13 protein-coding genes are annotated in these 12,202 nt (G+C 61.9%); 5 read left to right on the top strand and 8 right to left on the bottom strand.

Features of this window, described 5'->3' with window-relative positions; translation table 11 throughout:
* Nucleotides 1–189: 189 nt before the first annotated feature.
* Complete coding sequence (locus AB4Z15_RS20485; protein WP_442018723.1) at nt 190–888, bottom strand: FadR/GntR family transcriptional regulator; 699 nt, start codon at nt 886–888, stop codon at nt 190–192.
* Nucleotides 889–979: 91 nt separating this feature from the next.
* Between AB4Z15_RS20485 and AB4Z15_RS20480 the strand changes: the two genes are divergently transcribed.
* A complete protein-coding gene (locus AB4Z15_RS20480; RefSeq protein WP_442018722.1) occupies nt 980–2,311 on the top strand; it encodes an alpha-hydroxy acid oxidase in 1,332 nt (443 codons plus the stop codon).
* An 83-nt stretch (nt 2,312–2,394) separates the two neighbouring features.
* On the opposite strand, the gene gdhA is transcribed toward AB4Z15_RS20480, so the two are convergent.
* Together gdhA and AB4Z15_RS20470 are read right to left on the bottom strand one after the other, a co-directional pair.
* Nucleotides 2,395–3,732: an NADP-specific glutamate dehydrogenase gene (gene gdhA / locus AB4Z15_RS20475; RefSeq protein ID WP_442018721.1), complete on the bottom strand. Its 1,338-nt coding sequence runs from the start codon at nt 3,730–3,732 to the stop codon at nt 2,395–2,397.
* Nucleotides 3,733–3,949: 217 nt separating this feature from the next.
* Nucleotides 3,950–4,504 (bottom strand): ArsR/SmtB family transcription factor, encoded by a 555-nt coding sequence (locus tag AB4Z15_RS20470; protein WP_442018720.1) that lies wholly within the window; start codon nt 4,502–4,504, stop codon nt 3,950–3,952.
* Nucleotides 4,505–4,659: 155 nt separating this feature from the next.
* On the opposite strand from AB4Z15_RS20470, the gene AB4Z15_RS20465 reads away from it, so the two are divergent.
* Nucleotides 4,660–5,136, top strand: coding sequence for a hypothetical protein (locus AB4Z15_RS20465; RefSeq protein ID WP_442003456.1), 477 nt, complete (start codon nt 4,660–4,662; stop codon nt 5,134–5,136).
* Between the two features lie 13 nt (nt 5,137–5,149).
* On the opposite strand, the gene AB4Z15_RS20460 is transcribed toward AB4Z15_RS20465, so the two are convergent.
* Nucleotides 5,150–6,298 carry an acetoin utilization protein AcuC gene (locus AB4Z15_RS20460; RefSeq protein WP_442018719.1) on the bottom strand — a complete coding sequence of 383 codons (1,149 nt, stop codon included), beginning with the start codon at nt 6,296–6,298 and terminating at the stop codon, nt 5,150–5,152.
* Between AB4Z15_RS20460 and AB4Z15_RS20455 the strand changes: the two genes are divergently transcribed.
* The 3 genes from AB4Z15_RS20455 to AB4Z15_RS20445 are packed head-to-tail and all read left to right on the top strand — an operon-like array spanning nt 6,297 to nt 8,591.
* On the top strand, nt 6,297–6,434 hold the full coding sequence (locus tag AB4Z15_RS20455; RefSeq protein WP_442003454.1) for a hypothetical protein: 138 nt from the start codon (nt 6,297–6,299) through the stop codon (nt 6,432–6,434). The genes AB4Z15_RS20460 and AB4Z15_RS20455 overlap by 2 nt on opposite strands.
* A gap of 44 nt (nt 6,435–6,478) precedes the next feature.
* Nucleotides 6,479–7,912: a TrkH family potassium uptake protein gene (locus AB4Z15_RS20450; RefSeq protein WP_442003453.1), complete on the top strand. Its 1,434-nt coding sequence runs from the start codon at nt 6,479–6,481 to the stop codon at nt 7,910–7,912.
* Between the two features lie 40 nt (nt 7,913–7,952).
* Entirely contained in the window at nt 7,953–8,591 is a 639-nt protein-coding gene (locus tag AB4Z15_RS20445) for a potassium channel family protein (RefSeq protein WP_377652913.1), read from the top strand.
* An 18-nt stretch (nt 8,592–8,609) separates the two neighbouring features.
* Here the strand turns inward: AB4Z15_RS20445 and proC are convergent, their stop codons facing one another.
* The 4 genes from proC to AB4Z15_RS20425 form a co-directional block, all read right to left on the bottom strand.
* Nucleotides 8,610–9,440: a pyrroline-5-carboxylate reductase gene (gene proC, locus AB4Z15_RS20440; protein WP_442018718.1), complete on the bottom strand. Its 831-nt coding sequence runs from the start codon at nt 9,438–9,440 to the stop codon at nt 8,610–8,612.
* 239 nt (nt 9,441–9,679) lie between these two features.
* Nucleotides 9,680–10,513 carry a sugar phosphate isomerase/epimerase family protein gene (locus AB4Z15_RS20435; protein WP_442003451.1) on the bottom strand — a complete coding sequence of 278 codons (834 nt, stop codon included), beginning with the start codon at nt 10,511–10,513 and terminating at the stop codon, nt 9,680–9,682.
* A gap of 1 nt (nt 10,514) precedes the next feature.
* A complete protein-coding gene (locus tag AB4Z15_RS20430; protein ID WP_442003450.1) occupies nt 10,515–11,651 on the bottom strand; it encodes a Ppx/GppA phosphatase family protein in 1,137 nt (378 codons plus the stop codon).
* An 89-nt stretch (nt 11,652–11,740) separates the two neighbouring features.
* On the bottom strand, nt 11,741–12,175 hold the full coding sequence (locus AB4Z15_RS20425; protein ID WP_224165298.1) for an SseB family protein: 435 nt from the start codon (nt 12,173–12,175) through the stop codon (nt 11,741–11,743).
* Nucleotides 12,176–12,202: the final 27 nt, after the last annotated feature.

Below are 12,202 nucleotides of genomic sequence, written 5' to 3'. Positions count from 1 at the left end.
ACCCCTCGGATGGACAGATCCCACTCCAGGACACCCTTGCGGGGCCAGTCACTTACCGAGTCACATCCAAGGGGCAGCACGGCCAATACCCACTCTGCCAGCCAGTCCCAGACCAGCCACAACAATCCTCACAGTCACTTATGGCCCATCCGGAAGCCCAACATGGGCCACAAGTGACCCCGCGTTGCTCTATTCCCCGGCGGCTTGCGAGCCCACTCCGGCTTCCTTGTAGAAACCTTGGATGTGGGCGGCCACAAGATCTGCTGCCCGGCCGCCGTCGTTCGCGTTGACGGCTGCCAATATCGCGTGGTGTTCCGCCCGAAGCCTGTCCGAGGTGGCCTTCCAGTCAGGCAGGTTTCCGGTGAGTTTCCCGGCGTAGTTTTCAATGGCGCCACGCAACGACGCCATCATGGCACTGACCACGGTGTTTCCGGCAGCCTGTGCCAGTGCCACGTGGAACCGGGCGTCAAGGGCCAGGAACGTCTCAATATCCGGGCTGTTGTCCATTTGCTCGAGCAAGGCGGCAGCCTCGTCGAGGGCGGGGGCACCAACCTTTGCCCGCGCAGCCGCCCAGGATTCAAGCAACACCCTCGTCTCCACGATGTCGGCCACGGGAAGGTGTCGCGTTGCCACGTGGAGGCGGAGCGTCGAGCCCAGTGCCGAGCCGGGCTCGGCGATCACTACCGTTCCCGCGTCCTTGCCCGAACCAACTCCCGCGCGGACAACACCCATTGCTTCAAGGATCCGCACAGCTTCCCGCACGGATGTCCTGGATACCTGCAGCTGCTCGGCCATGGCCCGTTCTCCGGGGAGGCGTCCGCCGAGGGCGAGGTCGCCGTCGGATAGTTGCTTTTCTATCCACTGCAGGACTAGTTCGTGGGTACGCATACGGGAATACTAGTTGATGTGGTCCAACCACATGGCTTAGAGTGTGGTTAGACCACAGTGGTAGGACCACAGAATTTCAAGGGAGAACCGCATGACCGACACCCTCGATCCGAAGATCACAGCCGCTCCGGCCAATGCCGGCAGCGACGAGAACGTCAGCCGGCCGCCGCAGCCGACCCCCGCCGTCGTGCAACCTCCGGCACTGAAGCGACGCATACCCAAAGTGTCCGATCTGGCCCCGCTGATGCAGTTCAAGAAGCCGGAATTCAGCAAGGCCGCCCGTCTCAAGCGCGCCAGCACCATCTGGGAGCTGCGCGAGATCGCCAAGCGTCGCACGCCACAAGCACCTTTCGACTACACGGACGGCGCCGCGGAGGAAGAAATCACACTGCGCCGCGCGCGCCAGGCATTCCAGGACATCGAATTCCGCCCCGGGATCCTTCGTGATGTTTCCAGGATTGACCTCCACACGAACATTTTGGGGAACGAATCGCGCCTCCCGTTCGGCATCGCGCCCACCGGGTTCACCCGCATGATGCAGTCCGAGGGCGAATACGCTGGCTCGCAGGCCGCAGAAGCCGCCGGCATTCCCTACACGCTCTCAACCATGGGCACTGCTTCGATCGAGGACGTTGCTACAGCCGCTCCGAACGGCCGCAACTGGTTCCAGCTGTACCTGTGGACCGACCGCGACCGCTCACTGGAGTTGATCGAGCGCGCCGCCAAAGCAGGCAACGATACCCTCATGGTGACCGTGGACACCGCTGTAGCCGGGGCTCGGTTGAGGGATGTCCGGAACGGCATGACCATCCCGCCGGCACTGACCATCAAGACAGTCCTGGATGCGTCCTACCGACCCGCATGGTGGTTCAACTTCCTGACCCATGAACCGCTGACCTTCGCGTCGCTGTCGCGCTACACCGGCACGGTGGCGGACCTCATCAACTCAATGTTCGACCCCACGCTGACCTACGAGGACCTGGACTGGTTGCGTGAAACCTGGAAGGGCAAGCTCGTGGTCAAGGGCATCCAAACCGTTGAGGATGCCCGTAAGGTGGTGGACCACGGCGCTGATGGCATCGTCCTGTCCAACCATGGCGGCCGCCAACTGGACCGCGCACCCATCCCGTTCCACCTGCTTCCCGAGGTAACTTCGGCGCTGAAGGCTGACAACAGCAAGGCCGCCGTCATGCTGGACACAGGCATCATGAGCGGCGCTGACATCGTGGCAGCTCTCGCCTTGGGTGCAGACTTTGCCTTGATCGGACGCGCTTACCTCTACGGACTCATGGCCGGCGGACGCGAAGGCGTGGACCGCACCATCCAGATCCTCGAGAAGGACATGACCCGGACCATGGCGCTGCTGGGCGTCAGCAAAGTCTCGGACCTGAACCCGGACCACGTGCGGCTGCTTCAGCACTAGCGACCGCCCAAGTAAGTCGCAGATGAGGCCGTTATGAACGCTCATAACGGCCTTATCTGCTACCCAGTTGGGCAAGGACGGCGCTAGATCAGGCCTTGAGCCAGCATGGCGTCGGCTACCTTGACGAAGCCGCCGATGTTGGCGCCCACCACGTAGTTACCAGGCGAACCATACTCTTCGGCGGTTGCTGCGCAGCGGTCGTGGATGCCCACCATGATCTCCGTAAGCCGCTGTTCAGTGTGCTCGAACGACCACGAATCACGGCTGGCGTTCTGCTGCATTTCCAATGCGGACGTAGCAACACCTCCGGCGTTGGCGGCTTTACCCGGGCCGAACAGAATGCCCGCCTCCTGAAACACTGACACTGCCGACCGCGTGGAGGGCATGTTGGCCCCCTCGGCCACCGCGATCAGACCGTTGCTGACCAGCTTGGCGGCAGCATCGCCGTCGAGCTCGTTCTGGGTGGCGCAAGGCAGCGCGACCGTACCGTTCACGTCCCACACCGAGCCACCCGCTACGTAGCTGGATCCGGGCCGTCGTTGCGCGTATTCCGTCAGCCGGGCGCGCTCCACTTCCTTGATGTGGCGCAAAAGCCCGACGTCGATCCCAGCCTCGTTCACGATGTAACCGGACGAGTCGGAACAGGCCACCACAGTTGCACCGAGCGACTGGGCTTTGGCAATCGCATTGATGGCTACGTTTCCGGAACCGGACACCACAACACGCTGGCCGTCAAAGGAAGCGCCGCGGGACTTGAGCATCTCCTGGGCAAAGATCACGGTGCCGTACCCGGTAGCTTCAGGCCGGACCAACGAGCCACCCCAGGAAATCCCCTTGCCAGTGAGGACCCCGGATTCGTAGCGGTTGGTGATGCGCTTGTACTGGCCGAAGAGGTAGCCAATCTCGCGTCCGCCAACGCCGATGTCGCCAGCGGGGACATCGGTGTACTCACCAATATGACGGTAGAGCTCAGTCATGAACGACTGGCAGAATCGCATGATCTCGGCATCCGAGCGTCCGCGCGGATCGAAGTCGGAGCCGCCCTTGCCGCCGCCGATCGGCATGCCTGTGAGGGCATTCTTGAAGATCTGCTCAAAGCCAAGAAACTTGACGATTCCCAGGTAGACGGAGGGATGGAACCGCAGCCCGCCCTTGTAGGGACCGAGCGCCGAGTTGAACTCCACCCGAAAACCGCGGTTTACGTGGACTCGGCCAGAATCGTCGGTCCACGGTACGCGGAAGATGATCTGCCGTTCGGGTTCGCAGAGACGCTCCAGCACGGCGCCTTCCAGGAATTCCGGGTGCCGATCGTGAACCGGCCCCAGGCTTTCGAAGACCTCGGTGACAGCCTGGTGGAACTCCTTCTCGCCTGGATTCCGCGCCAACACGGTGTCCCTGACAGCTTCGAGCCTCGAATCCATGCGTCTTCCTATCCCTCAGTGCGCCGGCCGGCGGCGAGACGATTCAGTCCCGCTCATGGTTGCACCGATGGACGTAGGATCTCCATCCGATGGGATTGTGACCTTCGGCCCGGAGTTAACACAACTGTAGAAAATCCGCGCAAACGCAAGGAAACCTGACCTTAATGAAACCTCACAAGGTGTCCAAGATCACGTTAGATTGCTTGGCTATAGCGCACTAGCGCTTGCGACCGAACTTCGGGAGGTTCGGAAGGTTCGGGAGGTTAGCCAGCAGGTCCGCGGCTTTAGTGGCAGCGCGGCCAACAGTCCGGCCGATCTGCTGCGGGACGGTATCGTCCGATGCGAGTTCCAGCGAGACGGGCATCCCATCTGAGTGGACTTTCACGGCCTTGCTAACGGCGTCTGCACGAGTTTCGATGACATCCGGCACAGTGGGTTCCACAAGCGAAGCAGAAGCCACCGTTTGAGGAGCTGCTTCCACGGACTGTCCGACGGCGGCAGCAGCCGAGGGTCCGACGTCGAACGTTTCCAGCCACGTGGCTACGCCCGCCAGCGGTTTCGGGTTCAGCGCGTAGTAGCGCTTCTGCCCCTGGGCACGCATGCTGACGAGGTCAGCCTCGCGGAGCACCTTCAGATGCTTGGAGATAGTGGGCTGGCTTGCAGCCAGTTCTTCCACCAATTCGCCTACAGCTTTATCCCCAGAGCGGAGTGAAACCAGGATGTCGCGCCTGGTTGCCTCAGCTATGACGGCAAATACGTCGTCAGTCACCATGCCTCCCACCCTAGCGACATATACGCCAAATGGCATCCCTGTTTCGTGCCGCGACGGCTCCGGATCGTTGACCCTATCAAGAGCCGATGCTAAAACGGACTCACGGTCCGTCCGGGCTCCCAGGCCCCGGCCGCCAAAAGCACGGGGTGCGGGCAATGACTGATTTCCTTCGGCGGCAAATCTTCAACATCATCGCCGGGGTGTTCCTTGCCGTATTCGTCTTCGTGTGGAGTGCCGTGCTCCTCCGGGTCGGCACCTGGGTTCCAACCGGTGGGTTGAGCGCCCCTGAGCTGAACGGAGCGTTGGTTACCGCGGCGGGAGTCCTCGCAACGTCCCTGAGTTCGCTTACGGCATCTGCACTCGGGTTCACTATCTCGGAGGTTAAGCGGGACAACACGAACGCTGGCGAATCCGGTCCCCTCGTCAGCCCGGCGGAGGTTGCCCTGCGTTTATCGGGACGGGTGATATTCGCGATCATGGTTTACATCACCATGGGCTTGCTGGTCCTGGTGCTATGGCTGTTCAAGGGCCAGGCGTCCACGGACCTCATCGGAGCCTTTGCGTTGTCCTTGCTGGGCTGGCTCGTGGGTGCGGCGGGCGTGGTCTTCCAGACGGAGAAGTCCGAGCCATAGCTGGTGAGTCCGGCTAATCGAACCAGGGATCCAGCCCGTACAAAGGGAAGATCTCCTTGCGTGTGGCAATGACCGTGCGGTCCACCTCGTCCGCTGGGTCGTATCCAACTTCCCAAGAGCGCCACCAAACATCCACGTCGTCGCCCATCGACTCCGGAGCCCACACCCCGTAAGTTTCCCTGACATAGTTACGCCATGCTTCTGGCACGGGGGTGCTCAAGGGCACCGGCCGCTGTGTCACCATCCCGATCAGATGGCTCCAGGCACGTGGCACAACACCCGTAACGTCGTAGCCGCCCCCGCCTGTGGCGATCCACCGGTTGTCGCAGTACCTGGCTGCAAGGCTGGCGACGGCGCTGGCCGCCTCACGCTGCCCGTCCACGCTGAGGTTGAGGTGCGTCAATGGATCCAGGCGGTGCGAGTCGCAGCCATGCTGGCTGACAATCACCTCGGGATTGAAGGCGGCAACCAGCTGCGGTACCACCGCATGGAAGGCGCGAAGCCACGCGGCATCTCCGGTGAACGCCGGCAACGCGACGTTGACAACCGTGCCCTGCGCATCAGGGCCACCGGTTTCATTGGCAAAACCCGTTCCCGGAAAGAGGGTAAGACCGGACTCATGCAGGGAAATCGTCATGACGCGGGGGTCATTCCAAAAAATGCTTTGGGTTCCGTCGCCGTGGTGGGCGTCGACGTCGATGCTGACGACGCGCTGCACGCCGCCATCCAGCAGCCGTTGGATGGCAATCGCGACGTCGTTGTAGACGCAAAAACCGCTGGCGCGGTCACGTGCTGCATGGTGCATTCCGCCACTGAAATTCACGGCACGGACGGCGTTGCCGGACAGAATGGATTCCGCAGCGAGCAAAGAGCCACCGGCGAGCCGGGCGCTGGCCTCATGCATACCGGCGAACGCAGGATCATCCTCAGTCCCCAGACCACGCCCTTCCTCCGGCATGCCAGGATTCTCGCTCACCCGGCGGACGGCCTCCACATAGTCGGCGCTGTGCACCGAGCAAAGTTCGACGTCGGTGGCCAGCTCCGGCGACTCCACCGCCACATGGCTGTGGTTGAAAAGACCAAGGGATTCCGCGAGCCTCGCCGTTAACTCCAGGCGCTGCGGGGCCATAGGATGGCTGGGACCAAAGTTGTAAGCAGTCATGGCTGGATCCCACACCACCGTCGTTGGCAGTGCGGATCGCGTAATGCTGGAAGCAGTTGTTCCAAGCCTGGAGTTCATCCAGAACAGGCTACCTGAGGCCGCGCTGCACTACCGCCCGGTTACGCCGCAGGAATAGTGGTTTACTACTCAGGAAAGCATGTTCAACCGAGGAAGAACCCCATGTCTCAAAGCCAGTCGCGCTCCGTGAGCCCGGCCAACTGGCAACCCGGCCAGCAGGAACGTGAAGGTCTATGGATTTTCACGCGTGCGCGCGACTTCATCGACAACATCGCCAACACTTCCCCGGCCCGTTTGGCCTTGGTCGCTTTCGCCTCGGTGATCCTGCTCTTCACAGGCTTGTTGTCTTTGCCATTTTCCTCGGCGTCGGGCGAACCTACGCCTCTCCACCAGGCCATGTTCACGGCAGTTTCCAGTGTCTGTGTTACCGGCCTGACCGTGGTTTCCACCGCCACGCACTGGTCCTTCCTCGGCCAGCTCATTATTTTGGTGGGCATCTTTGTGGGCGGCCTTGGCACCCTGACCCTGGCTTCACTGTTGGCGCTCATGGTCAGCAAGCGGCTTGGTGTCCGCGGCAAGCTCATCGCCCAGGAGGCCATGAACAACGCCGGCAGGCTTGGTGAAGTAGGTACGCTGCTCCGCATTGTCATCGTGACCTCCGTGGTGATCGAAGGCGCGCTTGCCCTTGCGCTGATCCCCCGCTTCATGCTCCTCGGAGAGCCGTTCTGGCAGTCGGTTTGGCACGGGGTCTTCTACTCGATCTCGTCCTTCAACAATGCCGGATTTACGCCGCACTCGGACGGCATCGTCCCCTACGAGACCGACCTCTGGATCCTCGTTCCACTCATGCTGGGCGTGTTCCTTGGCAGCCTCGGCTTCCCCGTAGTGATGGTCCTCCAACAGAACGGCCTGAACTGGAAGAAGTGGAACCTCCACACCAAGATCACCATCCAGGTGTCCTTCATCCTGCTGCTCGCCGGCACAGTCCTGTGGGCGCTCATGGAATGGGACAACGTGCGGACCATCGCGCACATGGACCTGGGTGACAAGCTCATCCATTCCCTCTTTGCTTCCGTGATGACGCGCTCAGGCGGATTCAACCTGGTGGACCAAAACCACATGGAATCCACCACCATGCTCCTCACGGATGCCCTCATGTTTGCCGGCGGCGGCTCGGCGTCCACGGCCGGCGGCATCAAGGTGACCACCATCGCCGTCATGTTCCTCGCCATCGTCGCCGAGGCCCGTGGCGATGCCGATGTGAAGGTCTACGGCCGAACGATTCCCCAAGGCACCATGCGGGTGGCGATTTCCGTGATCGTTGCCGGTGCCACCCTTGTCTCGGTCGCGGCATTCCTGCTGCTCTCCATCAGCGGCGCAACACTGGACAGAGTGCTCTTTGAAACCATCTCGGCCTTTGCCACCGTGGGACTGAGCACCAACCTCAGCGCCGAGCTGCCGCCGTCGGGCGTTTACGTCCTGACCGTACTCATGTTCGCAGGCCGTGTGGGCACCGTAACCCTCGCTGCCGGCCTGGCCCTGCGCCAGCGCAGCCAGCTGTACCACTACCCGGAAGAGAGGCCAATCATTGGCTAGTACCACAGGGGCGCCCAACCGTCCCGCCCACAACGCACCAGTGCTGGTCATTGGCCTTGGCCGGTTCGGGTCGGCCACAGCGGAGCAATTGGTCAAGCAAGGCCGGGAAGTCCTGGCGATTGAACGTGACCGCACCCTGGTCCAGAAATGGGCGCCTGTGCTCACCCACGTGGTGGAGGCCGACGCCACCAACATCGATGCCCTGCGCCAGCTGGGGGCCCAAGAGTTCAGCTCCGCCGTGGTAGGCGTGGGCACGTCCATCGAGTCCTCGGTACTCATCACTGTGAACCTGGTGGACCTGGGCATCCAACACCTCTGGGTCAAAGCGATCACCCCATCCCACGGCAAGATTCTCAGCCGGATCGGCGCAAACCACGTGATCTACCCGGAAGCCGACGCAGGGGTCCGTGCCGCGCACCTGGTCTCAGGGCGCATGCTGGACTTCATCGAGTTCGACGACGACTACGCGATCGTCAAGATGTATCCGCCCAAGGAAACTGTGGGCTTCACCCTGGAGGAATCCAAGGTGCGCTCCAAATACGGCGTGACGATCGTCGGCGTGAAGACTCCCGGCGAGGACTTCACGTATGCGCGGCCGGAAACCAAGGTGTCCGGCCACGACATGTTGATCGTGTCCGGACACGTTGACCTACTGGAGCGCTTCGCAGCGCGGCCGTAGCGTGCGGTTGGTTGGGGATCAGCCCAACTGCTTGGTGATCTCGGCCGCCCGGGTGGCAGCCGCGCGGGCGCCGTCGGCGATGATCCTGGGGATCCCGCCGTCGTCGAATGCTGCGATAGCACGCTCGGTGGTGCCGTTGGGACTGGTCACGGCAACGCGAAGGGCCGTGGGGTCCGCACCCGGTTCCGCCAGCATGAAACCGGCGCCTGCCACCGTTTCGCGGGCCAGCATGACGGACAATTCGGCGTCCAGCCCCAACTCAACACCCGCAGCGGCCATGGCCTCGGCCAAATAGAACGCGTATGCGGGGCCGGATCCACTGATGGCGGACAAGGCGTCCACTTGTTCCTCAGGTACCTCCACAACCTTGCCGGCACCTGCCAGCGCCGCCTTCACCTTCTCCAGCTGTTCCGGCGTGCAGTGCGTTCCGGGCGAGACGGATACGACGCCGCGGCCCAGCCTTGCGGGGGTGTTCGGCATGGTGCGGATCACCGGCTGCCCCTCCGGAAGGGCGGCCTCAAGCTGCGCGATGGAAACCGCAGCTGCGACGCTCACAACAACGGTGTCCTTCGCGAGTGCCGGGCTGATTTCCCGGGCAAGGTCTGTAATGCCAACTGGTTTGACGCCAAGGATGACTATGCCGGAGCCCTTGGTGGCAAGCTTGTTGTTGTCCCGCTCTTCCTCGCCGGCGATCGCCATAACGCCATGCCGCTGCGCAAGTTCTTCTGCACGCTCAGCACGTCGAACAGTGGCGACGACATCAGATGGGTCAGTCCCGGCGGCAAGGAGACCGGCCAGGATTGCCTCGTTCATGGATCCACAGCCAAGGAATGCGATTCGGTTGCTCATTGCTCCATCATGGCAGTTTGCCCATGGAGGGGTCGAACGCTATCCGGATTCACAGCTTGTTCCCAAGAATATTGCAGGCAGTACCCAACCTTGGTCCGTAACTTTGTAGTTACCTCATTGAGGGTGCGAGTGATGAGGCGGGCATGGGGATGTCCGCCAACAGCACCGGTGGCCGGGCGGGTTTTTCCCCCATTTCCCGATTCGGCCGCCGGTGCTTTCGCTTTTAATTGCGTTGGCTACTAATTATCGTGTGAGCGCACCAGCGGGATGCTGAGGTGCTGCCGCGCGAAACGAAGCGTCTCCGCCAACATTTCTTCGCGCTCGCCTGCCACCTTGGCCTTGCGGGTCGAAATCTCCGCCACCACAACACCGCTGAAGCCGTTGGATGCAAGGTGTTGGAGGGCATCCGCGCACTGCTGCGTCCCCGTGCCCGGCACCAGATGCTCGTCTTTTCCGGATCCTGAACCATCTGTGAGGTGAACGTGCCGGAGTTTACTGCCCAACGCCTGGATTGCTTCCAAACTATTGGCCCCCGCAGTTGCCGCGTGCGAGAAGTCCCAAGTGACGTCGTCGTAATCCTGTCCCAACGGATCCCAGTGCGGAAGGTAGGCAACAGCCTCCCGTCCGCGGACGCGCCACGGGTACATGTTCTCCACCGCGATGTGCACTTGGTACATCGCCGCGATCTCCCGAACACCCGCGGCGAAGTTCTCGGCATAGTTCGACTGCCAGCGGAATGGCGGATGGACCACCACGGTGTCGCAGCCAACTTCCCTGGCCATCTGGCACGACTTCTCGATCTTGTTCCATGCAGCTCCCCAGACTTGCTGGGTGAGCAGCAAAGTGGGCGCGTGAATAGAGACGATCTCTTGGTGGTAGCGATGGCTCAGCTGGATGAGTGCGTCAGGATTCTGGCTCACGGCGTTGTTGGTGACCATGACCTCAACGCCTTCATAGCCAAGGTCCTGGGCAACCGCGAAAGCATCATGGACGCTCAGCGGATAAACGGAGGCACTGGACAGCGCCACTGGGATGTGGCGGTTATTTGCAAAGGGCTCGACGTCGGTACTCATCTCAGGAAGCCAGCCCGCCTGCAGCAGGTGCCGGGATTGGTGCAGGGGCAGGGTTGTTCACCGGCACTGTGTTCAGCGGCACCGGGAACTCCTCAAAGCTGGGCTGGGGCTCGTCGTTGTCCGTCGTCTTGTCGCCTTCCTTGACTGCTTTTTTCTTGGACTTGTCCTTCTTGCGCTTCCCGACGTGTGGGGCGGGATCCACTGCGTCCTCGAAGACCAACTGGTCCAGGCGGCGAAGGATCAGCCCTTCACGCAGAGCCCACGGACAAATTTCCATTTTAGGGAATTCGAAGAGTTCCAACGCGGCTTCTGCAACCAGAGCCCCGGCCAGCAACTGGCGGGCGCGCGCATCTGAAACGCCGGGGAGGTACAACCGGTCCTCGACCTTCATGGCGGATATGCGCTGGGCCCACAAGCCAAGATCGGCGGCGTGGAGTTCCCTTTTTACATAAGGACCGGCTCCGCTGGGGGCAGCACCGGCGATCCGGGCAAGGGAGCGGAACGTCTTGGAGGTCCCTGCCACCAGGTTGGCGCGGCCGAGCTCGTGAAAGTTGCGGACAACAGGTTTGAGGGTAGAGCGGATGTACCGCCTCAACTCCTTGACGCTCTTCGCGCTGGGTGGATCTTCGTGGAGCCAATCCCGCGTCAGCCTGCTGGCTCCCAAGGGAACGGATGTAGCGAATTCCGGAAGTTCGTCCGTGCCGTAGGCCATTTCGAAGGATCCACCGCCAATGTCCAGATCCAGAATCGGGCCGGCGCCCCAGCCGTACCAACGACGAACGGCAAAGAAGGTCATGGAGGCTTCTTCGCTGCCAGTGAGCTCCTGGAGAGTCACCGTGGTCTCGTGTTTGACCCGGGCCAGGACCTCGGCTCCGTTGGTTGCCTCACGGATTGCCGAGGTACAAAACGCGAGCAAATCCTCAGCCTTGTGGCGGGCTGCGAATTCCCACGCCTCCAGGACGAACTCAATCAGCTCAGTCTGTCCGGCGTCGTTGATGTTGCCATCACCGTCGAGGTATTGCACCAGGGAAAGTGGCCGTTTGTGGGAGGCAAAAGCCACTGGGCGGGCGCCGGGATGGGCATCCACGAGCAGCAGGTGGACGGTGTTTGAACCGATATCGAGAACGCCAAGACGCATTCTGCCATTATTCACCGATTCGAAGCCGGGGAAGCAACTTGGCGTCCACGTTTCGCTGGCAGGCGGACGTCCCGTGCCCAGGATGCCAGCTATTCCGTTGGCTCCCCTGCTTCGTCTGCCCGTTTGAAGTCGCGGCGGATGTTGGCGATCCCTTCAGGATCGATTTCGAAGCCATATTCGCTTCCGGGGTTAATGACCATGCCCAGTTCGTCGCCGATGTTGCCAAGGATCGCTGAACCCATGGTCCCCAGAATGTGCGGAGCGGCTTCCAGGAAACGCTCGTCCACGCGGCTCGGGTGGCTGAACACCGCCAGAACGGGCTGTCCGTCGGCGTTCGAAAGGACCAATGGCTCTACTGCAGAATCCGGTCCATCCACTGCTTCGGAACTGATGAGATAGACCTCGTTGTTCAGGAAAGCAAGGATGACGTCCACCGGGTTGGCGTCCGGCTGTTCAGCCAAGGCGAGCTTCGCTTCGAGGTCGTTCAAGGGTCCGTTGTCCGGTGAAGCCGTCTGTTCAGTCATGCTTCTACTCGACCACGATGCCGTCCG

Source organism: Paenarthrobacter sp. 2TAF44 (assembly GCF_052114885.1).
Taxonomy (GTDB): Bacteria; Actinomycetota; Actinomycetes; order Actinomycetales; family Micrococcaceae; genus Arthrobacter.
The sequence above is the reverse complement of the archived record's forward strand: the minus strand, read 5'-3'. Positions and strand labels throughout refer to the sequence as shown.

Excerpts from the sequence above, each read along its gene's own strand:
- AB4Z15_RS20485 (WP_442018723.1), bottom strand. The coding sequence starts at position 888 with ATGCGTACCCACGAACTAGTCCTGCAGTGGATAGAAAAGCAACTATCC.
- AB4Z15_RS20430 (WP_442003450.1), bottom strand. The coding sequence starts at position 11,651 with ATGCGTCTTGGCGTTCTCGATATCGGTTCAAACACCGTCCACCTGCTG.
- AB4Z15_RS20480 (WP_442018722.1), top strand. The coding sequence starts at position 980 with ATGACCGACACCCTCGATCCGAAGATCACAGCCGCTCCGGCCAATGCC.
- AB4Z15_RS20465 (WP_442003456.1), top strand. The coding sequence starts at position 4,660 with ATGACTGATTTCCTTCGGCGGCAAATCTTCAACATCATCGCCGGGGTG.
- AB4Z15_RS20455 (WP_442003454.1), top strand. The coding sequence starts at position 6,297 with ATGGCTGGATCCCACACCACCGTCGTTGGCAGTGCGGATCGCGTAATG.
- AB4Z15_RS20435 (WP_442003451.1), bottom strand. The coding sequence starts at position 10,513 with ATGAGTACCGACGTCGAGCCCTTTGCAAATAACCGCCACATCCCAGTG.
- AB4Z15_RS20470 (WP_442018720.1), bottom strand. The coding sequence starts at position 4,504 with ATGGTGACTGACGACGTATTTGCCGTCATAGCTGAGGCAACCAGGCGC.
- AB4Z15_RS20450 (WP_442003453.1), top strand. The coding sequence starts at position 6,479 with ATGTCTCAAAGCCAGTCGCGCTCCGTGAGCCCGGCCAACTGGCAACCC.
- gdhA (WP_442018721.1), bottom strand. The coding sequence starts at position 3,732 with ATGGATTCGAGGCTCGAAGCTGTCAGGGACACCGTGTTGGCGCGGAAT.
- AB4Z15_RS20460 (WP_442018719.1), bottom strand. The coding sequence starts at position 6,298 with ATGACTGCTTACAACTTTGGTCCCAGCCATCCTATGGCCCCGCAGCGC.
- proC (WP_442018718.1), bottom strand. The coding sequence starts at position 9,440 with ATGAGCAACCGAATCGCATTCCTTGGCTGTGGATCCATGAACGAGGCA.
- AB4Z15_RS20425 (WP_224165298.1), bottom strand. The coding sequence starts at position 12,175 with ATGACTGAACAGACGGCTTCACCGGACAACGGACCCTTGAACGACCTC.